Annotated in this window: 22 protein-coding genes; 7 read left to right on the plus strand and 15 right to left on the minus strand. The window is 58.7% G+C overall.

What is annotated here, in order from left to right:
- Nucleotides 1-7 precede the first annotated feature (7 nt).
- The 4 genes from ubiE to udp all read right to left on the minus strand — a co-directional run bounded on the left by ubiE (nt 8) and on the right by udp (nt 4,544).
- Nucleotides 8-766: a bifunctional demethylmenaquinone methyltransferase/2-methoxy-6-polyprenyl-1,4-benzoquinol methylase UbiE gene (gene ubiE / locus ACNY69_RS17110; RefSeq protein WP_008926452.1), complete on the minus strand. Its 759-nt coding sequence runs from the start codon at nt 764-766 to the stop codon at nt 8-10.
- A 75-nt stretch (nt 767-841) separates the two neighbouring features.
- Nucleotides 842-2,341 carry a DNA recombination protein RmuC gene (gene rmuC, locus ACNY69_RS17115; protein ID WP_367395979.1) on the minus strand — a complete coding sequence of 500 codons (1,500 nt, stop codon included), beginning with the start codon at nt 2,339-2,341 and terminating at the stop codon, nt 842-844.
- 84 nt (nt 2,342-2,425) lie between these two features.
- Nucleotides 2,426-3,694, minus strand: coding sequence for a tetratricopeptide repeat protein (locus ACNY69_RS17120; protein ID WP_418799302.1), 1,269 nt, complete (start codon nt 3,692-3,694; stop codon nt 2,426-2,428).
- Nucleotides 3,695-3,782: 88 nt separating this feature from the next.
- Nucleotides 3,783-4,544 carry a uridine phosphorylase gene (gene udp / locus ACNY69_RS17125; RefSeq protein WP_111139750.1) on the minus strand — a complete coding sequence of 254 codons (762 nt, stop codon included), beginning with the start codon at nt 4,542-4,544 and terminating at the stop codon, nt 3,783-3,785.
- 303 nt (nt 4,545-4,847) lie between these two features.
- On the opposite strand from udp, the gene ACNY69_RS17130 reads away from it, so the two are divergent.
- Nucleotides 4,848-5,681 carry a dienelactone hydrolase family protein gene (locus ACNY69_RS17130; RefSeq protein ID WP_418799304.1) on the plus strand — a complete coding sequence of 278 codons (834 nt, stop codon included), beginning with the start codon at nt 4,848-4,850 and terminating at the stop codon, nt 5,679-5,681.
- Between the two features lie 52 nt (nt 5,682-5,733).
- Here the strand turns inward: ACNY69_RS17130 and metE are convergent, their stop codons facing one another.
- A complete protein-coding gene (metE, locus tag ACNY69_RS17135; RefSeq protein ID WP_418799306.1) occupies nt 5,734-8,004 on the minus strand; it encodes a 5-methyltetrahydropteroyltriglutamate--homocysteine S-methyltransferase in 2,271 nt (756 codons plus the stop codon).
- A 144-nt stretch (nt 8,005-8,148) separates the two neighbouring features.
- Here metE and metR point away from each other — a divergent pair, with 144 nt between their 5' ends.
- Both metR and ACNY69_RS17145 read left to right on the plus strand, forming a co-directional pair.
- Nucleotides 8,149-9,075, plus strand: a complete 927-nt coding sequence (metR, locus tag ACNY69_RS17140; protein WP_111139753.1) for an HTH-type transcriptional regulator MetR — start codon at nt 8,149-8,151, stop codon at nt 9,073-9,075.
- Nucleotides 9,076-9,158: 83 nt separating this feature from the next.
- Nucleotides 9,159-9,638, plus strand: coding sequence for a YehS family protein (locus tag ACNY69_RS17145; RefSeq protein WP_418799308.1), 480 nt, complete (start codon nt 9,159-9,161; stop codon nt 9,636-9,638).
- A gap of 625 nt (nt 9,639-10,263) precedes the next feature.
- Here ACNY69_RS17145 and ACNY69_RS17150 read toward each other — a convergent pair.
- Nucleotides 10,264-11,124: a carboxylate/amino acid/amine transporter gene (locus ACNY69_RS17150; protein ID WP_111139755.1), complete on the minus strand. Its 861-nt coding sequence runs from the start codon at nt 11,122-11,124 to the stop codon at nt 10,264-10,266.
- A 374-nt stretch (nt 11,125-11,498) separates the two neighbouring features.
- On the opposite strand from ACNY69_RS17150, the gene glpT reads away from it, so the two are divergent.
- Nucleotides 11,499-12,848: a glycerol-3-phosphate transporter gene (gene glpT, locus ACNY69_RS17155; protein ID WP_418799310.1), complete on the plus strand. Its 1,350-nt coding sequence runs from the start codon at nt 11,499-11,501 to the stop codon at nt 12,846-12,848.
- A 40-nt stretch (nt 12,849-12,888) separates the two neighbouring features.
- On the opposite strand, the gene yigL is transcribed toward glpT, so the two are convergent.
- Both yigL and pldB read right to left on the minus strand, forming a co-directional pair.
- Entirely contained in the window at nt 12,889-13,689 is an 801-nt protein-coding gene (gene yigL / locus ACNY69_RS17160) for a sugar/pyridoxal phosphate phosphatase YigL (protein ID WP_293774095.1), read from the minus strand.
- A gap of 52 nt (nt 13,690-13,741) precedes the next feature.
- Nucleotides 13,742-14,734, minus strand: coding sequence for a lysophospholipase L2 (pldB, locus tag ACNY69_RS17165; RefSeq protein WP_418799312.1), 993 nt, complete (start codon nt 14,732-14,734; stop codon nt 13,742-13,744).
- A 112-nt stretch (nt 14,735-14,846) separates the two neighbouring features.
- On the opposite strand from pldB, the gene rhtB reads away from it, so the two are divergent.
- The gene (rhtB, locus tag ACNY69_RS17170) at nt 14,847-15,470 is read left to right on the plus strand and encodes a homoserine/homoserine lactone efflux protein (RefSeq protein ID WP_111139759.1); all 624 of its coding nucleotides are present in this window, start codon (nt 14,847-14,849) and stop codon (nt 15,468-15,470) included.
- Nucleotides 15,471-15,528: 58 nt separating this feature from the next.
- On the opposite strand, the gene ACNY69_RS17175 is transcribed toward rhtB, so the two are convergent.
- The 4 genes from ACNY69_RS17175 to pldA form a co-directional block, all read right to left on the minus strand.
- A complete protein-coding gene (locus ACNY69_RS17175; RefSeq protein WP_418799314.1) occupies nt 15,529-16,347 on the minus strand; it encodes a DUF1460 domain-containing protein in 819 nt (272 codons plus the stop codon).
- A gap of 190 nt (nt 16,348-16,537) precedes the next feature.
- Nucleotides 16,538-17,161 (minus strand): threonine export protein RhtC, encoded by a 624-nt coding sequence (rhtC, locus tag ACNY69_RS17180; RefSeq protein ID WP_111139761.1) that lies wholly within the window; start codon nt 17,159-17,161, stop codon nt 16,538-16,540.
- A 12-nt stretch (nt 17,162-17,173) separates the two neighbouring features.
- Nucleotides 17,174-19,000 (minus strand): ATP-dependent DNA helicase RecQ, encoded by a 1,827-nt coding sequence (gene recQ, locus ACNY69_RS17185; RefSeq protein WP_111139762.1) that lies wholly within the window; start codon nt 18,998-19,000, stop codon nt 17,174-17,176.
- Between the two features lie 24 nt (nt 19,001-19,024).
- Nucleotides 19,025-19,903 carry a phospholipase A gene (gene pldA / locus ACNY69_RS17190; protein WP_111139763.1) on the minus strand — a complete coding sequence of 293 codons (879 nt, stop codon included), beginning with the start codon at nt 19,901-19,903 and terminating at the stop codon, nt 19,025-19,027.
- Nucleotides 19,904-20,096: 193 nt separating this feature from the next.
- Between pldA and ACNY69_RS17195 the strand changes: the two genes are divergently transcribed.
- On the plus strand, nt 20,097-20,567 hold the full coding sequence (locus tag ACNY69_RS17195) for a thioesterase family protein (protein ID WP_111139764.1): 471 nt from the start codon (nt 20,097-20,099) through the stop codon (nt 20,565-20,567).
- Nucleotides 20,568-20,584: 17 nt separating this feature from the next.
- Entirely contained in the window at nt 20,585-21,484 is a 900-nt protein-coding gene (rarD, locus tag ACNY69_RS17200; protein WP_111139765.1) for an EamA family transporter RarD, read from the plus strand.
- Here the strand turns inward: rarD and ACNY69_RS17205 are convergent.
- The 3 genes from ACNY69_RS17205 to ysgD all read right to left on the minus strand — a co-directional run bounded on the left by ACNY69_RS17205 (nt 21,455) and on the right by ysgD (nt 23,791).
- On the minus strand, nt 21,455-22,507 hold the full coding sequence (locus tag ACNY69_RS17205; RefSeq protein WP_293774085.1) for an AbrB family transcriptional regulator: 1,053 nt from the start codon (nt 22,505-22,507) through the stop codon (nt 21,455-21,457). The genes rarD and ACNY69_RS17205 overlap by 30 nt on opposite strands.
- Nucleotides 22,508-22,604: 97 nt before the next feature.
- The gene (corA, locus tag ACNY69_RS17210) at nt 22,605-23,558 is read right to left on the minus strand and encodes a magnesium/cobalt transporter CorA (RefSeq protein ID WP_111139770.1); all 954 of its coding nucleotides are present in this window, start codon (nt 23,556-23,558) and stop codon (nt 22,605-22,607) included.
- A 176-nt stretch (nt 23,559-23,734) separates the two neighbouring features.
- Nucleotides 23,735-23,791: a YsgD/CorL family protein gene (ysgD, locus tag ACNY69_RS17215; RefSeq protein ID WP_353887304.1), complete on the minus strand. Its 57-nt coding sequence runs from the start codon at nt 23,789-23,791 to the stop codon at nt 23,735-23,737.
- Between the last annotated feature and the right edge of the window lie 24 nt (nt 23,792-23,815).

The following is a 23,815-nucleotide window of genomic DNA, read 5'->3' on the forward strand; positions in this document are numbered from 1 at the left end:
ATCTCACTCAGAACTTAAATCCACGATGCAGCGCCACGATGCCGCCGGTCATATTGGAGTAAGTGGTATTTTCAAAGCCAACATCGTTCATCATCGCTTTCAGGGTCTCCTGATCGGGATGCATGCGGATCGATTCGGCCAGATAGCGATAGCTCTCTGCATCCTGCGCCACCAGCTGTCCGATGCGCGGCAGAATATGGAACGAGTAGGCGTCATACGCCTTGCTCAGCGGATCCAGCACGGGCTTAGAGAACTCCAGCACCAGCAGACGTCCGCCTGGCTTAAGGACGCGGAACATCGAGGCCAGCGCCTTCTCTTTTTCCGTGACGTTGCGCAGGCCAAAGGAGATGGTGATGCAGTCGAAATAGTTATCGGGGAATGGCAGCGCTTCTGCGTTGGCCTGCACGTAACTGACATTGCCAACCACGCCCTGATTGCGCAGCTTTTCGCGGCCCATCTTCAGCATGGAGCTGTTGATATCGGCCAGAACAACCTGACCCGTTTCGCCGACCAGACGCGAGAATTTCGCCGTCAGATCGCCGGTTCCGCCCGCCAGGTCCAGCACGCGCTGACCGCGACGTACGCCGCTGCTGTCAATGGTAAAACGCTTCCAGATGCGATGGACGCCAAACGACATCAAATCGTTCATCAGGTCATATTTTGCGGCTACGGAGTGAAATACGTCCGCAACTTTGTCCGCTTTTTCGCTTTTGGCGACCGTCTGAAAGCCAAAATGGGTGGTTTCCTGCTGTGATTCATCTGCCATCGGTTTTACCTGCTCCACAAACAATACTTCCCGAAGTGTATCAGAGTCACGGAAGTCAGGCACGTTGCGCCCATACTATTCGTGGAGGCGTCTCACACGCGGCTCACGCTCCTCCCCCTCCCTCTCCTCATCGGCCTCCTCTTCCAGCCGGTTTTCCGGCATGGCGCGTTCGGCTAATTGCGGGTTGATGGGGCGTTTGATCTCCACGCCCAGCGCCCGGAATCCCTCGCTCTGGGCAATCAGGTTACCGCGCCCTTCTGCCAGCTTTTTCATCGCCTCGCGGTAGCTGTTCTGAGCCTTATCCAGGCTATGGCCGATCCCGCTCATATCATCCACGAAGAGCCGCATCTTGTCGTAGAGCCGCGCCGCCCGATCGGCTATCCGCTGGGCATTGCGGCTCTGGTGCTCATAGCGCCACAGATTGTTAATGGTGCGCAGCGCCACCAGCAGCGTGGTGGGGCTGACCAGCATAATATTCTGCTGCAGCGCCTCGCTAATCAGTTCAGGCTGCCGGTCAATCGCCAGCAGAAAGGCGGGCTCCACCGGAATAAACATCAGCACATAATCCAGCGACCGCAAGCCGGGAAGCTGCTGATAATCTTTTCGGCTCAGCAGGCGGATGTGCGCGCGCATGGCGCTGACATGCTCCTGAATAGCCTGCTCACGGGCGATTTCATCCTCTGCATTGAAATAACGCTCATAGGCCACCAGCGTCATCTTGGCGTCCACCACCACATCCTTGCCCTGCGGCAGACGCACAATCACATCCGGCTGCATCCTGCCCTGCTGTTCTGACTGGATGCTGACCTGCGTTTCATATTCGTAACCTTCCCGCAGCCCGGAGGCTTCCAGCACCCGGCTCAGTACCACTTCCCCCCAGTTACCCTGGATTTTGTTGTCGCCCTTCAGCGCCTTCGTCAGGTTAAGCGCCTCCTGCGCCATCTGCGCATTCAGCTGCTGCAGCTGGCGGATTTCGTGGGTCAGGGTATGGCGCTCGCGCGCCTCTGCGCCAAAGCTTTCATGCACCTGTCGACGGAAGCCATCCAGCTGCTCACGCAGCGGGCCGATCAGCCCGTTCAGGCTCTGACGGTTCTGTTCATCAACGCGACGGCCGCTGTTTTCGAAAATACGGTTGGCAAGGTTTTCAAACTGGGCGCTGAGACGCTGTTCGCTGTTGGTCAGCAGGCGCTGTTTCTCTTCTGCGGCGTAGCGGGTCTCTTCCAGACGAATGGTCACTTCGCGCAGCTCCGCTTCCTGCGCGCTGTTCACCTCCAGCTGATTGCGCAGTTCGCGATTAAGCTGTTCGCTTTCGTTACGCCAGTAATCGAGCTGCTGCAGCCGCTCGGTGGCCCCGCTCAGCGCGCCGTGAAGCTGACGCAGCTCCTGCTCGCGCTGCTGCGCCTGCTGCTGAAGCTGATCGATCTGCTGCTGCTGACGCTGTTGCGCCTCCTCCAGCAGACGACGCTCGGTCTGAAAACGGGCAACCAGATGACCGGCACGTAACTGTGCCAGCATCCAGCCAATCCCCGCCCCGGCAAGCGCCAGACAGGCGCTGATGATAATATGCTGATCCATGATTTCCCCCGACTCAGGCTGCTGAGGGAAAAGGTAGAGTCGCACTGTATGAATGTCCAGATAATTTTACCGGGATTCAGCGCCTTAGAGAGCCGCTACCAGTAGCCTTCCCGCCTGCCACTCGTCGATGAGAAAGAACGGCATGGGCAGCTGCCACTCGCCCTTGCTGACCTGCGCCAGATAGTGCCAGGTCCTCTCTCCGGCGGTGATTGCAACGCGCTGGCGGCTGCCATCCGCCGCCGCCGATTTACCGGTCATACTGGCAAACCCGGCATTGCTGCCCACATGGAAATGGGGCGTCTGCCAGCGTACGGGGGCATGGTCAGGCCAGGGACGGGCCTGATGAAAATGGAAAATTTCATCGTGGCTCAGAAGACTTTCACGCACCGTCGGCCATAGCGCCACCTTCAGGAAATACTGGTCGGTGAAGCGCTGGCTCCCCTGATACTGCGCAATGAAATCGCGCATCGCCTGCTCCACGTCCCGGAAGACGCCGTGACAGCCGCCCCACATGCCCGCCAGCAGCAGTTCGGTATGCGAGAAGTAATCACGCATATGGTGGAACCAGTAAGGCGAGGCGAGCCAGGCGTTAACCGCTGCGGCTTCCCGCTCCGAGAGCAGCGAGTCGGCATCGCGCACGATAAAGCGTTTCACCTGCGGATCGTCGAGCACCAGAAAACGCCACAGGGTTGGATAGAGCGTTTTCTCGTGCGACATATCGATCAGCCTGACGTGTGGCTGATCCAGACGCTGCCAGACATGCTGCGGCACGCTGTCGTCGAGATAGATAAGACAGCTCCAGCCGGGATAGAGCGCCGGTGCCACTTCCACGTTTTTAATTAAGGTTTCACAGTAGCGAGGCTGATCGCCATACAGAGAGAAGGCGATAACGTTCTGCTCTGGCTGGCTGAGATCGGCGGGTTCGGGCTGCGGGGCCGGAAACGCTGCGCGCTGCCCCTGACTGAAACGCACATCCGAGCGCATCAGCGAGGCCAGCCCATACTGCGCTACCTCCTCGCGTTTATTCAGCCAGCCGCACACTTCGGTTAAGCCATCCAGCCAGGTTTCGGAGGCGGTGGCCTGCACCGCAGGTGGCGACTGAAGGATCTTCTGATAGGTTTTGTACGCTTTGGCATGCTGGCCCAGACGCAGCAGGCAGAGAGCATAGTCGCTCAGAACCTGCATCTGATTCGGCATTGACCGCAGCACCTCTTCACAGCAGCGGGCGGCCAGCGCATAGTCGCCCTGTTGCATGGCGGCGCGGAAACGTTCGGCACTGCGTTCCAGCCGCGCATGAAGTGCGGCGGGATTGAGGCCAGGGGCAGGACGTCGGGCAGGAAAGGTAGGGCGCATAAACATCCTCAGGTTCTACTGATGCTACGCGCCGTTAACGACCAGCAGCAGGTTCCGGGCCCGGAAAACCTGCTGCCTGACGCGACCGTTACAGCAAGCGACGCGCCGCTTCGACCACAATCTTCACTGCGTCACTTTCTGTCTGTTTCATCGTGACCGCATCCGGGATCTCTTTCTGAGTACGGTTCACAATCACGCCCGCCACCATGCCGGCTCGCAGACCCTGGCTGGCGCACATGGTTAACAGTGTAGCGGATTCCATCTCATAGTTGAGGACGCCCATCTCCTGCCACTCCTTCATCGATCCTTTGAAGCGACTGACTACCCGTCCTGAAACGGTGTCGTAACGCTCCTGGCCCGGATAGAAAGTGTCAGAGGAAGCGGTGATGCCAATATGGGTCTTCGCGCCACAGGCTTCTGCGGCCGCGACCAGGGCCGTGGTGCAACTGAAATCGGCCACTGCCGGGAACTCCATCGGTGCGAAGTGCAGGCTGGCACCGTCCAGGCGAACCGACGCCGTTGTCACCAGTACATCGCCGACGTTGATATGAGGCTGGATCGCGCCCGTGGTGCCGACGCGCAGGAAGGTCCGCACACCAAGCTGCGCCAGCTCTTCAACCGCAATGGAGGTGGAAGGACCACCGATGCCGGTGGAGCAGACGACAACGGGCTTGCCATCCAGTTTTGCCAGCCAGGAGGTAAATTCACGGTGTGAGGCGAGATGCGTGGCATCTTCCATCAGTCCGGCAATTTTCTTCACGCGCTCCGGATCGCCGGGCACAATCGCCAGGGTAGCGCCCTGCAGGTCGGCTTTAGTCAGGCCCAGATGGAAAACGTCAGACTGTGTCATTTTCAGACTCCTGTTAAGGGAAAGTATTGCGCCACTTTACGTCAGCACGCCCGATAAATATGTGACAGCTTTCACTTAAGAAAATGAAAGTTACATTTTTCAGAATTCAAATTGAGATAACCATCACATAAATACATCTTCTTTACCGGGACTGTGCGCAGCGAGGCTGTGCCAGCGTTAGCGCAATGTTAAAGAGTGGGAGGATTGTATTCGCTGCTGACCCTGTGGCCCGGCACCTGGCGCGCGCGGTTTACAGCCAGGCTATAGTTACCTGATTGCGCAATTGCTTGCACGGAGAGACTCATGAAACCCAGTGATAATATGGCACAAAAACCGGCGACGGACGGCTTTGCCGCTGCCGTGCAGCCCACCGCCACCACCACCATTATGACCGATAGCCCGGCTATTCATGCGGGTGAAACCTCAGTGCCCAGCCAGGGCGAAAACATGCCAGCTTACTTCGCTAAGCCGCAGGGCGCAGACGGCCCACTGCCTGTTGTGCTGGTGGTGCAGGAGATCTTTGGTGTGCATGAACACATCCGGGATATCTGCCGCCGCCTGGCGCTGGAGGGTTATCTGGCTATCGCGCCTGAACTCTACTTCCGCGAGGGCGATCCGTCGGAATATCACGATATCCCGACGCTGTTCAGCGAACTGGTCAGCAAAGTGCCGGACAGCCAGGTGCTCTCCGATCTCGATCACGCCGCCAACTGGGCCGCACGTAACGGCGGCGACATCCGCCGCATGGGCATCACCGGTTTCTGCTGGGGGGGCCGCATCAGCTGGCTCTATGCCGCGCATAATCCCCAGCTGCGGGCCGCAGTCGCCTGGTATGGCCGACTGGTGGGTGAGCGCACCCTGAAGCAGCAGAAACACCCGATTGATATTGCTGTCGATCTCAATGCGCCGGTGCTGGGATTGTATGGCGGTCAGGATGAGGGGATCCCGCTGGAGAGCGTCGAGCAGATGCGTCAGGCGCTGCACGCCGCCAATGCCACCGCCGAGATCATCGTTTATCCCGAGGCGGGACACGCGTTTAATGCTGATTACCGGCCGAGCTACCATGCAGAATCCGCCCAGGATGGCTGGCAGCGGATGCTGGCCTGGTTCAGGCAGTATGGTGTTACCTCACGATAGATGAAAAACAGGGGCGCTTCTGCGCTCCTGTTTTTGACTGTCAGGCCGTCGGCTACACCCTCTCCCCGCGCAGGTTTTTCGCCGCCTGTACCATATTCGCCAGCGCCTGGCGCGTTTCCGTCCAGCCACGTGTTTTCAGACCACAGTCCGGGTTCACCCACAGCCGCGCTTCCGGGATGCGTTTCGCTGCCTTCAGCAGCAACGCTTCGATCTCCCCGACGCTGGGAATATTGGGCGAGTGAATATCATAGACGCCGGGGCCGATCTCATTGGGATAGTCGAAGTGTTCAAACGACGCCAGCAGATCCATGTCAGAGCGCGCGGTTTCAATGGTGATCACATCCGCATCCAGCGCCGCGATTGCCGCCATGATGTCGCTGAACTCGCAGTAACACATATGGGTGTGAATCTGGGTCTCATCCCGCGCCACGCCCGCCGTCAGCCGGAAAGCCTCCACCGCCCAGTTCAGATAACCGGCCCAGGCCGAGTGATGCAGCGGCAGCCCCTCCCGCAGGGCCGGCTCATCAATCTGAATGATCCCGATACCCGCCTCCTGCAGATCCGCCACCTCATCCCGCAGCGCCAGCGCGATCTGTTTCGCGAGGGTTTCCCGTGGCACATCTTCACGCGGAAATGACCAGCAGAGGATTGTCACCGGGCCGGTCAGCATGCCTTTGACCGGTCTGTTCGTCAGCGACTGCGCATAACGGGCCCATTCGACGGTGATCGGTGCCGGACGGCTGACATCGCCGATGATGACGGGCGGCTTCACGCAGCGCGAACCGTAGCTCTGCACCCAGCCATTGCGGGTAAAGGCAAATCCCTCCAGATGCTCGCCAAAATACTCCACCATATCGTTACGTTCCGCTTCACCGTGAACCAGTACGTCCAGCCCCAGCCGCTCCTGTTCGCGGATCGCCTGCCTGATATGCTCCGCGATGCCGGTGCGATAATGGCTGCTGTCGAGCCGCCCCTGCTTAAAGTCGAGGCGCAGGCGGCGAATCTCCGTGGTCTGTGGAAAAGAGCCGATGGTAGTGGCAGGCCAGGCGGGCAGGCGCAGTCGCTGATGCTGCAGGCGACTCCGCACCGGCCAGGCGCTCTGGCGTGTGCTCTGTTCGGGCGTAATGGCCTGCAGACGCTGCGTCACTGCCGCATTGTGCACCCGGCGGGAGTGGGCGCGGGCGCGAACCGGCGCGCTCCAGGCGTCCAGCGACGCTGCCTCGTTGCGGTTCAGCGCCTGGCTCAGCAGCGACAGCTCAGCACACTTCTGCAGCGCAAAAGCCAGCCAGCTTCTGACCTCCTCATCCAGATGCGTTTCAGTGCTGAGGTCGATCGGGCTGTGCAGCAGAGAGCAGGAGGAGCCGATCCAGAGTAACTGACGCCGGGCGACCAGCGGTTGCAGGCGATCAAACCAGTGGCGCAGATCGGTGCGCCAGACGTTGCGTCCGTTGATGACGCCCAGCGACAGCAGCCAGCTGGCGGGCAACTGCTGATGCAGCTGCTCAATATCGTCATCCCCATGCACCAGATCCACATGCAGCCCCTGCACCGGCAGCCTGCGGATCACCTCAAGGTTCTGCCCGATGCTGTCAAAATAGGTGGTCAGCAGCAGCCTGCAGTGACCCTGCAGGGCGTCATAGGCCGGTTGAAAAGCGTCGCGCCACGCCTGCGGCAGCTCAAGGGCCAGTGCCGGTTCATCAATCTGGACCCACTCAATGCCACGCTTAGCCAGTTCCGCCAGCAGCTGCTGATAGACGGGCAGGATCGCCGTCAGCAGCGACAGACGCTCAAACGGCGCGCCTTTGACCTTGCCCAGCCACAGATAGGTCACCGGGCCCAGCAGCACCGGCTTGATGTTATGCCCCAGCGCCAGTGCCTCATCCACCTCATCCAGCAGCTGCGTCCAGCTCAGCTTAAAGGTCTGATCCCGGCTGAATTCCGGCACCAGATAGTGATAGTTGGTGTTAAACCATTTGGTCATCTCGGCCGCCGCGACGGGTTCGCCGGAGGGGGCGCGTCCCCGGCCGAGGCGGAACAGCGTGTCGAGGTCAATCGTGCCCGCCGGGTTCTGATGGCGTTCAGGCACATTGCCCAGCATCAGGCTGGTGGTCAGCACATGATCATACCAGGCGAAATCCCCCACCGGCAGCAGATCGACGCCAGCTTCTTTCTGTTGCTGCCAGTGACGTGCGCGCAGCTCGCGCCCTGTCGCCAGAAGCGCCGCCTGGGTGCTGTCGCCCGCCCAGTAACGCTCCAGTGCTTTTTTCAGTTCACGATGCAGGCCAATACGGGGAAAACCGAGGGTATGATTGAGGATAGTCATGTGCCAGTCTCCAGAGAAAGGTTCACGGTGCTTTAACCGGGCAGTCAAAGATGTTTAGCCGTCCAGATGTTTACACTGCTATACTCTGCGGGTACTGTATGTTGCTCAAGCGCAATATGTTCATTTTCGATGTGAAGGACACTCATGATCGAACTCAAGCACCTGCGGACGCTTCAGGCTCTGCGCAATACGGGATCGCTGGCTGCGGCAGCGGCCCAGCTCCATCAGACGCAATCGGCGTTGTCTCACCAGTTCAGCGATCTGGAGCAGCGTCTGGGATTCCGCCTGTTTGTGCGTAAAAGTCAGCCGCTGCGTTTTACCCCGCAGGGTGATATCCTGCTGCAACTGGCAGAGCAGGTGCTGCCGCAAATCCAGCAGGCACTCCAGGCCTGCGACCAACCGCATCAGACCACGCTGCGGGTCGCTATCGAGTGCCACAGCTGCATTCAGTGGCTGACCCCGGCGCTGGATAAATTCCGTCAGAGCTGGCCGCAGGTGGTGATGGATTTCAAATCGGGCGTGACCTTTGATCCTCAGCCCGCGCTGCAACAGGGTGAGCTGGATGTGGTACTGACCTCCGATATCCTGGCACGCTCGGGTCTGTTCTACTCGCCGATGTTTGATTTTGAGGTGCGGCTGGTGCTGGCAACGGATCATCCGCTGGCGCAGCTGGAGCAGATCTCACCGGAAGATCTGGCCGATGAGGTCCTGATGATCTACCCGGTCCAGCGTCAGCGTCTGGATATCTGGCGTCACTTCCTGCAGCCCGCTGGCGTCAGCCCGGCGCTGAAAAATGTGGATAACACGCTGCTGATGATTCAGATGGTTTCCGCGCGCATGGGCATTGCCGCGCTGCCGCACTGGGTGGTCGAGAGCTTTGAGAAGCAGGGGCTGGTCGTGACCCGCACGCTGGGCGAGGGTCTCTGGAGCCGCCTCTATGCCGCAGTGCGCGACGGCGAACAGCGCCAGCCGGTGCTGGAAGCCTTTATCCGCTTTGCCCGCCAGCACGCCTGTGAGCATCTGCCCTTTGTGCGCGATGCCGCGCGACCAGGCGCCGTGCTGCAGCGTTAAGCCGATCGGCACAAACCTGCGCGGGCGCGGGCAAAATCCCCTATAATGCGCAGCCTGTCGACCGACCATGAGAAGATTTCACCATGACTAACAACGATATTCTGCGCAGCGTGCGCTACATGCTTAACCTGAGCGATGCGAAAATGGTGGAGATTTTTGCGCTGGCAGAGTGCGACGTGCCGCAGACAGATATTCAGGCCTGGCTGAAAAAAGAGGACGACGCCGCGTTTCGCCCCTGCCCTGACGTGCTGATGGGGTATTTCCTGAATGGTCTGATCTACTACCGTCGCGGTAAAAGTGAAGATGCGCCTGCGCCATCCATCGAGCGCAAAATGACCAACAACATCTTCATGAAGAAGCTGCGCATCGCTTTCGATCTGAAAACCACCGACATTCCTGAGGTGCTGAAGCGCGCGAACTTTACGGTTTCGCAGGCCGAAGTCGGCGCGATTTTCCGCAAGCCTGACCATAAAAACTACCGCGAATGCGGCGATCAGATTCTGCGTAACTTCCTGAAAGGGCTGACGATGATTCAGCGCCCTAAGAGCGAGAAGCCTGCCTGATCACGTGCCATACGGTCGGAAAGAGCGGGCGATGTCCTGAGCTGGACATCCATCCATTCCAATGCCTTCACCGTCGGTTTATTTACCTTATTCGCGAGGTTTTCTCCCTCGCGGGCCAGCACGTTACCGTGTTCAAACATTCAGGTTTGAACACGGTGGCAAACGTTTTTCTGCTTAGCGCTTTATTGATCAGCACACCCGGTATGCACTCTGATTGTCTGACGCAATAGTCATCAGGAGCCTGGCGAATAACGGTTCTGGTTCCTGTTGGTATGCTATCGATCGATGACTAACCTGTCGTGTGAGCCTGGGCTGGCGGATAGTATTCAGTTTCTGATGGGGGATTAAGCAAGACACGAATCCCTTGCAGCCAGACAGACTAGTTCTACAGGCAATTAACCCCATTAACTTCCTGGATATCGCCCACTCCTCTGCCTGTACCAATAAGCACGAAGAAGTCGTTAACGCTTCAGGGGTGACGCGCCTGAACGGCGAAGTGCCCGGGCCAGGATGGCCCGGACGACGAAAAAAGATGGCGGTGCTTTACGAGGCGACTACGTCAGTCCTGAAGGCTGAACCGGCATCAGCCCGCCGGTTCAGCATCGGTGTAGATACATTCACCGGTTTATCGATCGCGCCGCCCGACTACCCAGCGCTTATGCACCCACAGCGAGGCGACGATCACCAGCGCGCCCGCGATAAAGCTCGGCCAGTGCGGTTTCTCCTGCCAGATAGCCAGATTGACCAGCAGTCCGGCGGGAACGTGCATATTGTTCATAATGCCCAGCGTGCCGGCATCGACCTGCGTCGCCCCGTAGTTCCACATAAAATAGCCAAGCCCGGACGCCGCCACGCCCAGCCAGACCAGAATGCCCCACTGCAGCGAGGTAGTCGGCAATTTCTGTGGATTACCCCAGGCGGACCAGGCGAGCACCGCGATCGCGACCGCGCCCAGATAAAACCAGGAGAAGGCGGTGTGCTGCGGCATAGGCCGGGTCTCCTGCAGACGCTTATACCCCACCATTCCCGCCGCGAAGCAGATGTTGGCGAGCTGCACGAGCAGCAGACCAAACCAGAAATGATCGCTGACTTTGTCATAGCGGATAATCGCCGCCCCGGCCACCGCCAGCAGCGCACTGAAGATGTAGCCGATGCGCAATGGACGACGGCTGATCAGGTCATAAATCAGCGTCACATAGAGCGGCGTCATCACCGTAAACAGCAGGAACTCCGACACGCTGAGGTAGAGATAGGCTTCAAAGCTCAGCAGATACATCACGCCCAGCTGCAGCATCCCCACCAGCATGTAAAGCAGCAGCGTTGACGGCCGATAGCCGCGCCAGCGCAGAAAGGGTAAAAACACCAGCGCAGCCAGCGCCAGTCGCATCAGCACAGAGAACCAGCTGTCCACCTGACCGGCGAGGTATTCGCCAATCAGGCTGAACGAAAAGGCCCACAGAATAGTGGTAATAATCAGTAAGAACACGGTAACGATCCCGAAATGAACAGGCCGTCAGTGTAAACAATGTGTCGCCGCGAGGCTGCAAAATCTGGTTGACATCCGGTTATAAACCAGGCGACCGGAACAGCCGTTTCTGCGGCTATTTACACGTCCTGACATAACTGTCGCCGGAATCGGTTTTCAGCCAGACAAAATGCGCGAAATGATCCATCTCGTGATCATTTTCGCTCTCACCTGTAATAAAACTGTAACAAATGTGTCATTCATCACAGTAACGTTGTGCAACTGACACTATTCTTTGCGCGAAATGGAACATCTTTTGTCCATTTTATTCTGTCCACGTCCTGCCCCAACCTGCTGGGAATTAAAACCATAATGTGCCCTGGAGGGCCTCACTAATGCTGAGTATTTTTAAACCTGCACCACGTCAGCCGCAGGTGGCGGAGGATCGCATCGATCCTCTCTACCGTCGTCTGCGCTGGCAAATTTTCATCGGGATCTTTTTTGGTTATGCGGCCTACTATCTGGTCAGGAAAAACTTTGCGCTCGCCATGCCCTATCTGGTCGAACAGGGTTTTTCACGCGGCGACCTGGGCTTTGCCCTGTCGGGCATTTCCATTGCCTACGGCTTCTCTAAGTTCATCATGGGATCCGTCTCTGACCGCTCGAATCCGCGCGTCTTTTTACCGGCCGGTCTGATTCTGGCCGCCGCCGTGATGCTGATCATGGGGTTCGTTCCCTGGGCCACCTCCAGCATCATGGTGATGTTCGTGCTGCTGTTTATCTGTGGCTGGTTCCAGGGCATGGGCTGGCCGCCCTGCGGACGCACCATGGTGCACTGGTGGTCGCAGAAGGAGCGCGGCAGAATCGTCTCGGTCTGGAACTGTGCGCATAACGTGGGCGGCGGTATTCCGCCGCTGCTGTTCCTGCTCGGGATGGCGTGGTTTAACGACTGGAAAGCGGCACTCTATATGCCAGCCTTCGGTGCCATTGCGATTGCGATTCTGGCCTTTGCGCTGATGCGCGATACCCCGCAATCCTGCGGTCTGCCCCCGATTGAGGCGTACAAAAACGACTATCCACCCGACTATGACGCCAGCCACGAAGAGGAGCTGACGGCAAAACAGATCTTCATGAAATATGTGCTGCCGAATAAGCTGCTGTGGTACATCGCACTGGCTAACGTGTTTGTCTATCTGCTGCGATACGGCATCCTGGACTGGTCGCCGACCTATCTGCGCGAGGTGAAACACTTCACGCTGGATAAGTCCTCGTGGGCCTACTTCCTGTATGAATATGCGGGGATTCCGGGGACGCTGCTCTGCGGCTGGATGTCGGACAAAGTCTTCCGCGGCAACCGTGGCGCGACCGGGGTCTTCTTTATGACGCTGGTGACCATTGCGACCGTGATCTACTGGCTCAATCCGGCGGGCAACCCCGGGGTCGATATGACCTGCATGATCGTGATCGGCTTCCTGATCTACGGCCCGGTGATGCTGATTGGTCTGCACGCGCTGGAGCTGGCACCGAAAAAAGCCGCGGGAACGGCGGCAGGCTTTACCGGCCTGTTCGGCTACCTGGGCGGCTCTGTCGCCGCCAGCGCCATCGTGGGCTATACCGTCGACTACTTCGGCTGGGACGGCGGCTTTATGGTGATGATTGCCGGCTGCGTGCTGGCGGTGGTCCTGCTGCTGCTGACCATGGTCAGCGAACACCGGCACAAAAAGAGCCCTGCCTGTAGGCAATAAAAAAAGGGCCGGATAACCGGCCCTTTTTTATGCGGATGGCTTAAGCCAGATAGAGCGTGCGCAGCGTCTGCGGCACCGCGTCATCGGCATTGGAACCAATCACATCCAGCTCCGGCAACGTCTCTTTCAGCCGCTGATGCGCGTTCTGCATGATATAGCCCTTTCCGGCCATGCTCAGCATCTCCACGTCATTCATGCCATCGCCAAAGGCGATGCAATTTTCCAGCGAGTGGCCCAGCTGTTTCGCGACCGCTTCCAGCGCATGGCCCTTCGATACGCCGCCCGCCATCACTTCCAGACAGGTCGGCAGCGAGAAGCTGACATTCACCCGGTCGCCCCAGCGCGCTTCAATAGCCTGCTCCATCGGGATCAGATGCTCAGGATTTTCACAGGTGAAAAAGACCTTGCTGATGTTATCGGTGGGCAGCAGACCCGGCTCATAGACCTGGTAGTTAAACACCGACTCGCGGAAATAGTCCTGCTCAGCCGGGCTGGAACGGCTGACAAACCACTCATCGTCGCGATAAACGTGCGTCAGGATATCGCTGTGATGATATTGCAGGCCGAACAGATCGCTGGCGATATCCTCATCCAGATTGTGGCTGAACACCAGCTCACCGCGGGCGTTGTGTACGCGTGCGCCGTTTGAGGTGATCATATAGGCCGGAATCGCCAGGCTGTCGCGCATCTGGCCCACATCGATATGGTGACGACCGGTGGCGAAAATAAAGTGAATCTGTTTCGCGACCAGCTGCTGCAGCGTTTCACGCGCAAAAGGGGTCAGGCGATGTTCGGGAGAGAGCAGCGTGCCATCCAGATCGGATGCAACGATGTGATACATGAAAACCTCGGATAGCTGGTTCAGCCGGTGTTAACCGGTCGGATAAATAACGTCAGTGATGCGATGAAAAAAAGTCGACCACTGCATTGAGTGCCTCGGCACGCATCTCATCTTTTTCAAACAGGATCTCGTGACGCGCACCGTCGATCACCCGTGGCGTGTTGCCTTCACACGGATGACCCGCCGCGGCCATCGCGGCACAGAACAGATCCTGCGAGCGATTGTCGACCACCCGATCATCGCTGGCCTGCAGCAGCAGCAGCGGCGTGGTGATCTTATCAACCTGGCTGAGAATGTTGCGACCCGCATGGATGCCTTCACGCACCCAATGATAGGTCGGCCCGCCCATGCGAAGCGCCGGGTCGTCCGCATAAAACCGCAGATTGCGCCGGTAACGCTCGGCACTGTGTGTCAGCCGGTTAATGCCAAACGGGTGGGCGCGCCAGCGTCCGGTGCCCAGCGCATAGCCATCACGCACGACCGGTCGCTTCTCCGCCCAGTCCAGGATCCGGTGGGCCAGAAATGAGGGCAACGGTAACGCGATGCCAAACATCGGCGCCACCAGCGCCGCCGCATGAAAAGCCTGCGGCTGACGCGCCAGAAACAGCGTTAAGATCGCCCCTCCCATGGAGTGCGCCAGCGCGTAGCGCTGCTGATAGTGACCGCTGACGATCTCTTTCAGATAGAGCGTTTCCAGATCGTCCACATAGTGGGTAAATTCTGCCACATGGCCGCGATGGGTATCTTCCAGCAGGCGATCGGATCGTCCCTGACCGCGATGATCCAGAATGATCACATCAAACCCGCAGTGGAACAGATCGTAGGCCAGCTCAGGATATTTTATGTAGCTCTCGATGCGTCCCGGCACAATCAGGATCACACGCTGATGTTGCGGTGATGTGAAACGCACGTAGCGCAGCGTCAGATTGCCGACGCCGGTGAATTCACACTCTTCGCGGCGGTGCCAGAAGTCGAGCAGCGGCCCGGTGGCGAAGGCCGCAAAGGCTTTTTCCCGTCTCAGCCAGCTGGCTTTATGTTGATCCATTCGCCCTCCTGTTGACCGGATACCGGGTCCTGAATGCCCTGTGCAGGCCGTAGCGCCGCGCTTAATTCTGGCGTATTGTGTCACAATTCCGCTACTAATGAGAGCCTGACCCATGACCATCGAATGGTGGCTGACCTATCTGCTTACCACAACAATTCTCAGCCTGTCGCCGGGTTCCGGTGCCATTAACACCATGAGTACCGGGATCAGCCACGGCTACCGTGGCACGGTGGCGTCGATCTCTGGCCTGCAGGTCGGACTGGCGCTGCATATCGTGCTGGTGGGTATCGGGCTGGGCGCGCTGTTTTCTCAGTCGCTGCTGGCGTTCGAAATCCTGAAGTGGGCCGGTGCGGCCTATCTGGTCTGGCTGGGTATCCAGCAGTGGCGCTCCGCAGGCGGGATCGATCTGGATGCCGTTGCCAGAGCGATGCCACGTCGTCGTCTGTTCAAACGCGCCGTGCTGGTTAACCTGACTAACCCGAAAAGTATCGTCTTTCTCGCCGCCCTGTTTCCGCAGTTTATCCAGCCGCATCAGCCGCTCTTTATGCAGTATCTGGTGCTGGGCGTAACGACCGTGGTGGTGGATATCATCGTGATGATTGGCTACGCCACGCTGGCGACCCGGATTGCCGGCTGGATTAAAGGTCCCCGCCAGATGAAGTTAATGAACCGTATTTTTGGCGGACTCTTTATGGCGGTGGGCGCACTGCTCGCCAGTGCCAGAAAGATCGCCTGAGTCCTGCGCGCCGACCTGCCCGGGTCGGCGCCGCTCTTCCCCTCTTCCTGCCTCGCCGTTAAGGCGCACTCACCGGCAGCGCGCGCAGGACAATGATCCCCGGCTTAGACCGCATATATTCCCGGAAAGGCATATCAACCACTTTGCGCGTGGCGGCGAGCGAAGAGGCATTTCTGAACCATAACCGGCCATCATGCCGCACCGCGATGCCGGCATGGGTGGCATCCAGCCCCGGCGCGGTGGCGTAAACCCCCACGTAATCGCCGGTGCGGATCTGCGCCAGCACCTGGGGCGTGATGGCTTTCGCGGGCAGATAGGTAATGCGGCGGGAGATCACGCCGAGGCCGGGCACCTGCGGTTTTCCGCGCACCTCGCGATTCAGCAACTTCACGACCGTCACCGCCTGCGGGCTGAGGCTGCGCGTCATATCATCGGCATTACGCGGCGTTTCCGCGAACCAGTCAGAGAAGAAGTGGCGGCGGTTCAGGTAACGCACCTCGCCGCCCGCATAGCGGGTGCGGATCAGGTTCGCCTCAAAGCTGGCGCGGTCGCGGCTGTGACTCAGTGCCTGAACGTAATCCAGCAGCGTGAAGCAGTCCACGCCGTGAAAATTCACTACCAGCATTTCGGGGATATCCGGTGAACCCTTAAGCGTATGCGCCTGATAAGGCGTCCCGAGAAAGGCGGCGGAGATCTGCGCGATTCTCTCGCCCTGCGGCGCTGACAGCGGTGGTGCCTGCGCCAGGATCGCCGACACCCTCTCTTTTCTGGCCGGTTCTGGTGCCGGTGGAGGCGTGGCCTCCGGCGAGGCACAGGCGCTGAGCGCGGCTGCGATGAGCAGCAGTAACAGGGTTTTGATTCTGGTTATCCTCTTCATATCAACAGGCCATACGCACCGACCCTACCAGAGGCACGCGTTTCACTATTTAACAAATGATGAGGATTTATCTGCGGCTGTGGCAGAGAAAGGACAAAATCGCGGGCGGCAAATCAGAGAGAAACGGCAGAGGATGAGCTTTCTGCCGGTCGCGCCAGGCGCATTCCGGCAGAAAGATCAGGGTCCGGGCTTAACGCGAGATAATAAGGTGGATACCGAAACCAGCAAACAGCACGCCGGCCATGCCATCGACCCACTTGGCCAGACGCTGATACTTCGCCCGCATCCACGGCAGCGCAAAGATAGCCGCCACCAGCGCAAACCAGGCAAAGGTTTCGCCGATAATCAGCAGGAACAGGCCCCAGCGCTCCGCTGCACCCACATCATCACCGACGAACAGCGAGAAAACGCTGCCGAAATAGATAATGGCTTTCGGGTTCGACAGGTTGGTCAGCAGCCCCTTAAGAAAGCTCATGCCGCGTTTTGGCAGTTCCACCACCGGCTCATCCTGCTGCGGCTGTTTGTGACGCTGGCGGGCCGAGCACATCAGCTGCCAGCCCATCCACAGCAGATAGAGTCCGCCACCGACCATGATGATCTGATGCAGCCAGGCCATTTTTTCCAGGATCAGATGAAGGCCCATCAGCGCCACGCCCGCCCAGACCACAATCCCCAGCGTGATGCCCAGCACTCCCATCATCGCCTCTTTACGGGAGCGGCTGGCGGCAGTTTGCGACACGAAAAAGAAATCGGGGCCGGGGCTCATCAGCGCCACCAGATGCACCAGCGCGACCGTTGCAAATAACATCAGCATAATCAGTGTCCTTTACTCTTCATCGAGATGCTCTTTGATCATCACCAGGAAAGGTTTACCAAAGCGCTCCAGTTTGCGATGCCCGACGCCGTTAACGCTCAGCATCTCTGAGGCGCTGACCGGCATCTGCTCTGCCATCTCTATCAGCGTGGCGTCGTTAAACACCACATAAGGCGGAATATTCTCTTCATCCGCAATCGCTTTTCGCAGCTTACGCAGCTTGGCGAACAGTTTGCGATCGTAGTTGCCACCCTGAAACTTCGCCGGGCCGCTGCTTTTGGTTTTCGCGGTAATCAGACGCGGCACCGCCAGCATCAGGGGCACTTCGCCCCGCAGTACCGGACGCGCCGCTTCAGTGAGCTGCAGGGCGGAATGCATGGCGATGTTCTGCGTCACCAGCCCCAGGTGGATGAGCTGACGCAACACGCTGACCCAGTGTTCGTGGCTCTGATCTTTACCCAGCCCGTAGACCGGCAGTTTGTCGTGGCCCTGTTCGCGGATACGCTGGTTGTTCGACCCGCGCAGCACCTCGACGATGTAGCCCATCCCGAATCGCTGACCGACGCGATAGATGCCGGAGAGCGCTTTTTGCGCCTCGACCAGACCGTCATAACGCTTGGGCGGATCGAGACAGATATCGCAGTTACCGCACGGCTGCTGGCGACCCTCACCGAAATAGTTCAGCAGCACCAGACGACGGCAGGTCTGCGCCTCAGCGAACGCGCCCATGGCATTAAGCTTGTGGCGTTCGATATCCTGCAGCGGCCCGGGCACTTTCTCTTCCAGGCATTTACGCAGCCAGGCCATATCCGCCGGATCGTAAAGCATCATCGCTTCTGCCGGCAGGCCATCCCGACCGGCGCGCCCGGTTTCCTGATAGTAGGACTCGATGTTGCGGGGGATGTCGAAGTGCACCACAAACCGGACGTTAGGCTTGTTGATGCCCATTCCGAAGGCGACCGTCGCCACCACGATCTGCAGATCGTCACGCTGAAACGCTTCCTGCACCCGGCTGCGCTGTTCGCTGTCGATCCCGGCGTGGTATGCCCCGACGCTGAATCCCCGGCTTTGCAGACGCGCGGCGGTGTCCTCCACCTTCGCCCGGCTGTTGCAGTAGATAATGCCGCATTTGCCACGCTGATCCTGCACGTAGCGCAGCAGCTGATCGGTGGGCTTGAACTTCTCCACCAGGGTGTAGCGAATGTTGGGGCGGTCAAAACTGCTGATCTGGATCAGCGGGTCCTGCATATGCAGCAGGTTAACGATATCGTTGCGGGTGGTTTCGTCTGCGGTGGCGGTCAGCGCCATCACCGGTAACGCCGGGAAACGCTGACGCATCCTGCCGAGTGCGCCATATTCCGGCCGGAAATCGTGGCCCCACTGAGAGATACAGTGCGCTTCATCCACCGCCAGCATCGCGGGTTGCCAGTGCGCCAGATTCTCCAGGAAGTTATCCATCATCAGACGCTCAGGAGCGATATAGAGCAGCTTAACCCGACCCGTGCGGCAGTCCGCCATCACGGCCTGCTGCTGCTCGCGCGTCATAGTGGAATTAAGACAGGCAGCCGCCACGCCATTCGCCAGCAGCTGATCGACCTGGTCTTTCATCAGTGAGATCAGCGGGGAAACCACCAGCGTCAGCCCCTCGCGCACCAGCGCCGGGATCTGATAACAGAGCGATTTACCGCCGCCGGTGGGCATAACCACCAGACAATCGCGCCCGTTCAGCGCCTCATTAATGATCGTCTGCTGACCGGGACGAAACTGCTGGTAGCCGAAGGTATCCTGTAATACCTGCTGCGCCAGCGCTTCCTGATTGAGAACTGCCGAGGTTGCCACGCGATTCCTGTCTTACGTTAGGGATTAGAACAAGTCGTTAAGCGTTACACCCACACCCAGACGCGTCTGGCGATGGTTGTAATCGATCAGTGATTCACCGTAGCCGCTGAATACCTGAGTATAGAAGCGAACGTGCTCGCTGATAGGGTAGCTCCAGCCCAGGGTGGCGCCGCCATAACCGCTGTTCCAGTTATAGTTGCCCTCTACGCTGAAGATGTTGTCGCCCAGTTTATAGCCCAGACGGGTGCGATAATAACCCATATATTTGGTGATATCGGGATTGTCATCGTTGTTGGCCCCGTCAGGGATACGATACCAGGGCTTGATCTCCACCAGGAAGTTTCCGTTCTCGGCCATCAGACGCGCATAAACGCGGTTCCAGCTTCGTGAGGTCGGGTCGCTGCGTCCGTTGGATTCATGATTCAGACCCACTTCCACATCACGCAGTGTCCAGCCTGCCAGCGAATAGTCCGTGGCCCAGCCCAGAAAAATCTGCGGCTCATAGTTGGTTTCACGGAAAGGCGATGACTCGCCGCGATTCGACAGCTGCCACCAGGAGCGCTGGGTATAGGACGCGGCCAGCACCGAGTTGTCGCCCAGAATGCCGCGCCACAGCGGAAACGCCAGGCTGAGCTGGAATTTCACCTCATCCTTGCGGGCATTTTCTCCCCAGTTATAAGAGGAGATCGCCTCTTTGTTCATATCGCTGGTGTAGGTATAAAGCAGATAGTTGTTCTCATACGGGTAGAGAACAAAGGGGTTATCGTGCTTCTCCAGCAGGTTAGCAATAATGCTTCCCTGAACCTCTGGCGCGTCATGAACCTCTTTAATCTGGGCTTCATCCGCCTGCGCCAGCGCAGGGAAGATCAACATAGCCGCCAGCAAGGCGCGATGCTTACGCATAAAATTCTCCGGTGAGCGCTGCGTATCAAAATAACTGAAAGGGTGTCGTAAAAAGCAGGCCATTCTACACGCAAATGGCAGTGAGCATGAGTGCTGATTTCTTAAACTGGAAACACCCCCGCAGGCGGCATAGAATACACAACTCATTAACGTTCCGCGCCCCTCTGGCCCGATTTTTTCAGGACACATCATCATGTCATCACCCGTGCTGACACCGCAGGACGCTCGCCAGCTGGTCGGCGAAATTTTCGTTTATCACATGCCGTTTAATCAGGCGCTGGGCCTGGAGCTGATGCGCCTTGACGCCGACTACGCCGAGATCAGCTTCAGTAACAAAAGCATGCTGGTAGGCAACCAGGTGCAGCAGATCCTGCACGGCGGCGTGATCGCAGCCGTGCTGGACGTGGCGGCGGGCATGGTCTGCGTCAGCAATGCCTTAACCCGTCAGGAGAGCATCAGCGAAGCGGATCTGCGTCACCGGCTGTCGCGCATGGGCACCATCGATATGCGCGTCGACTATCTACGCCCCGGACGCGGCGAGCGTTTTACCGCCACCAGCAGCCTGCTGCGCGCCGGAAACAAAGTCGCCGTGGCGCGCGTAGAGCTGCACAATCAACAGGGTGACTATATCGCCACCGCTACCGCCACCTATCTGATCGGCTAATCATTTCTGGATTTCACATGGATACGCAACAGACCCGCCAGGGCATCTTTTTTGCCCTGGGCGCTTATTTTATCTGGGGCATCGCGCCCGCCTATTTCAAGCTGGTAAAGCAGGTTCCGGCAACGGAGATCATGACACATCGGGTGATCTGGTCTGCACTCTTTATGCTGCTGCTGATCACCGCAAGCCGCAGCTGGCCGACAGTCCGCTCGGTAGTGCGGCAACCCAGAAAAGTGCTGCTGCTGGCGGTCACCGCACTGACGATTGGTGGCAACTGGCTGCTGTTTATCTGGGCGGTCAACAATCAGCATATGCTGGAAGCCAGCCTGGGCTACTTTATTAACCCACTGATCAATGTGGTGTTCGGTATGCTGTTTCTGCGTGAGCGTTTTCGACGCCTGCAATGGCTGGCGGTGCTGCTGGCTGCCGTCGGCGTGCTGGTGCAGCTGTGGCAGTTTGGCTCGCTGCCGATCATTGCGCTCGGTCTGGCGCTGAGTTTTGCCGTGTATGGGCTGATGCGTAAGAAGATTCAGGTCGATGCGCAGAGCGGTATGCTGATTGAAACCCTGTGGCTGTTTCCACTGGCGGCGCTCTATCTGTTTGGCTTTGCCGACAGCAGCACCAGCCATCTCTCCGCGAATCCGCTCAGTCTCAACCTGATGCTGATCGCAGCGGGCATTGTCACCACCATCCCGCTGATGCTGTTTGCCGCAGCCTGTACCCGACTGCGGCTCTCGACCGTCGGCTTCTTTCAGTATCTTGGCCCGACGCTGATGTTCATCCTGGCCGTCGCGTTTTACGGTGAAACGATCACGCCGGACAAGATGGTCACGTTCGGCTTCATCTGGCTGGCGCTGCTGGTGTTTATCTGCGACGCGGTGGCGTTTTCACTCCGTGCCCGTCCGCGCATAGCGTGAAATAAAGCGGGCTAACGCTGGCCCGGTCAGCAGGATGGTAAAAAGACGCAGCGTCTGTAACGCCATCACAAACGCCATGTTGACCTGGGTGCCTGCCGCAATAATCGCCACCGTGTCCAGTCCGCCAGGGCTGGTGGCGAGATAGGCGGTCATCAGATCGATATCCAGCATCTGCGTCAGCATCCACGCCAGCCCGCCACATAACAGCATCAGCCCGAAGATCGAGGCCAGCATCTGTGGCAGCGTACGCAGGGCCAGCAGGAAAATCGGTCGGGTAAAGCGCAGCCCCACGCTCCAGCCAATCAGCGCGTAAGCCACCGCCAGCAGCCATTCCGGCACCTGCAACGCCACAAGATCGCTGCCGTTCAGCAGCGCGCCAGCCAGCGCAGGCAGCAGCAGCGCGCCAGAGGGGATGCGCAGACGGGTGCCCAGCCACGCGCCCGTCAGCATTATCACCAGGGTCAGCGCAAAACCGTAATTCAGGGCGGGAAACCAGGCTAACGACACGCTGTGCGCCTGATCGCCCAGCCCGATGCGCGCCACCAGCGCCGCCGCTGACGCGACAAACAGCACCCGCAGATACTGCATAAACGCCACCAGCCGCACGTCCGCACCGAAGTCACCCGCCATCGCCACCATCGCCGACGCGCCACCCGGCGACGATCCCCAGGCGCCGGTCGGACCGGGCAGATGGCTGAAGCGCACCAGCAGAAAGCCGGAGAGGCCGCTGGCCGCCAGCGTCAGCAGCAGCACCATCACAATAATCGGCCACTCCTGAATCAGCGGCGTCAGGATCGACGGCGACAGGCTCCGGGCGATCATACAGCCCAGCACGGCCTGAGCCAGCAGGAACAGCCGTTTATCAATCCGCAGCGTAGCGCCCGACAGCCCCATTACGACACCGACAACCATCGGCCCCAGCAGCAGCGCGGCTGGCACATGGAAAACGTGCAGCACCGCGCCGAGCAGCACCGAGATCAGTAGCAGCAGCGTCCACTGCACAGGCAATGACAGAGCATCCATAAGAAGTTAATTATTTGTAAAAACAGAAGGGTGAGATTACGCAGAAAAGAGGACGGGAGCCAGTAAAACGGGCCATCTCAGATGGCCCGCTACGTTATTACAGCCAGTTTTTACGCTTGAAGTAGAGATAGGGCGCGAGGCCGGCCAGAATCATCAGGCCAATCGCGCCGGGATAGCCAAAGCTCCACTTCAGTTCCGGCATAAATTCGAAGTTCATTCCGTAGCTGGAAGCCACCAGGGTCGGCGGCAGGAAGACCACGGAAACCACCGAGAAGATCTTGATGATGCGGTTCTGCTCGATGTTGATAAAGCCCATCGCCGCCTGCATCAGGAAGTTCACCTTCTGGAACAGCGACTCGTTATGCGGCAGCAGCGATTCGATATCGCGCAGGATTTCGCGCGCCTGCTCCAGCTGGTTGCCCGGCAGCCGCGCTTTACGCACCAGGAAGTTCAGGGCGCGCTGGGTATCCATCAGACAGAGGCGCACCTTCCAGCCGATATCTTCCAGCTCAGCCAGCCGTGACAGCGCCTGATCGTACTCTTCGCCCTGCTGACCTTCCATGATCACCCGGCTGAGTTTCTCCAGCGCGCTGTAGATGTTCTCGATCTCGTCCGCCAGCTGCTCGATTTTGGTCTCAAACAGATCGAGCAGCAGCTCAAAGGCGTTGCCGTCGATCAGGGTCTGGTTGCGGGCGCGCATGCGGTAAAGACGAAACGCGGGCAGTTCACGTTCGCGCAGCGTATAGAGCCGGCCTTCACGGATGGTGAATGCCACGGTGGAGTTACCGGCATGATCGTCAGCATCTTCATAGAAGAAGAAGGAGTGGATATGCAGACCATCTTCATCTTCGAAGAAACGCGCCGAGGCCTCAATATCTTCCAGCTCAGGCCGTGTCGCCAGGCTCTGGCCCAGTTCGGACTGCACCCGGTCACGTTCGCCCTCTTCCGGCTCGATCAGATCGACCCAGACCGAGGTGGTCAGTTTGTCGTTTTCGTCTTCCAGCTCCAGTCGCGTCAGGCGGCTGCGATCCAGTTTAAATGCGCTCAGCATAGCAATACTCCCCATTGCAGACTAAATGGGACAAGGCTGTCCGCCGTTCCTCAACAGGAACCGGCAACCTGAACACGGAAACAGAGTTTCAAAGGTAAATCAGTGCTGACTCGTGCGACGGAATCAAAAGGGAGGTCGCTGATAACCGCTAAGGCTACCCGCGTAAAGAGGTAGCCTTAGATGTTATGCCTGCTAAACAGGTCATTGAGCCAGCATCGACTGGGCGTGTCCAAGGCATTGTCCTCTCATGATAATAG

Source organism: Pantoea graminicola, from assembly GCF_048452665.1.
GTDB lineage: Bacteria > Pseudomonadota > Gammaproteobacteria > Enterobacterales > Enterobacteriaceae > Pantoea.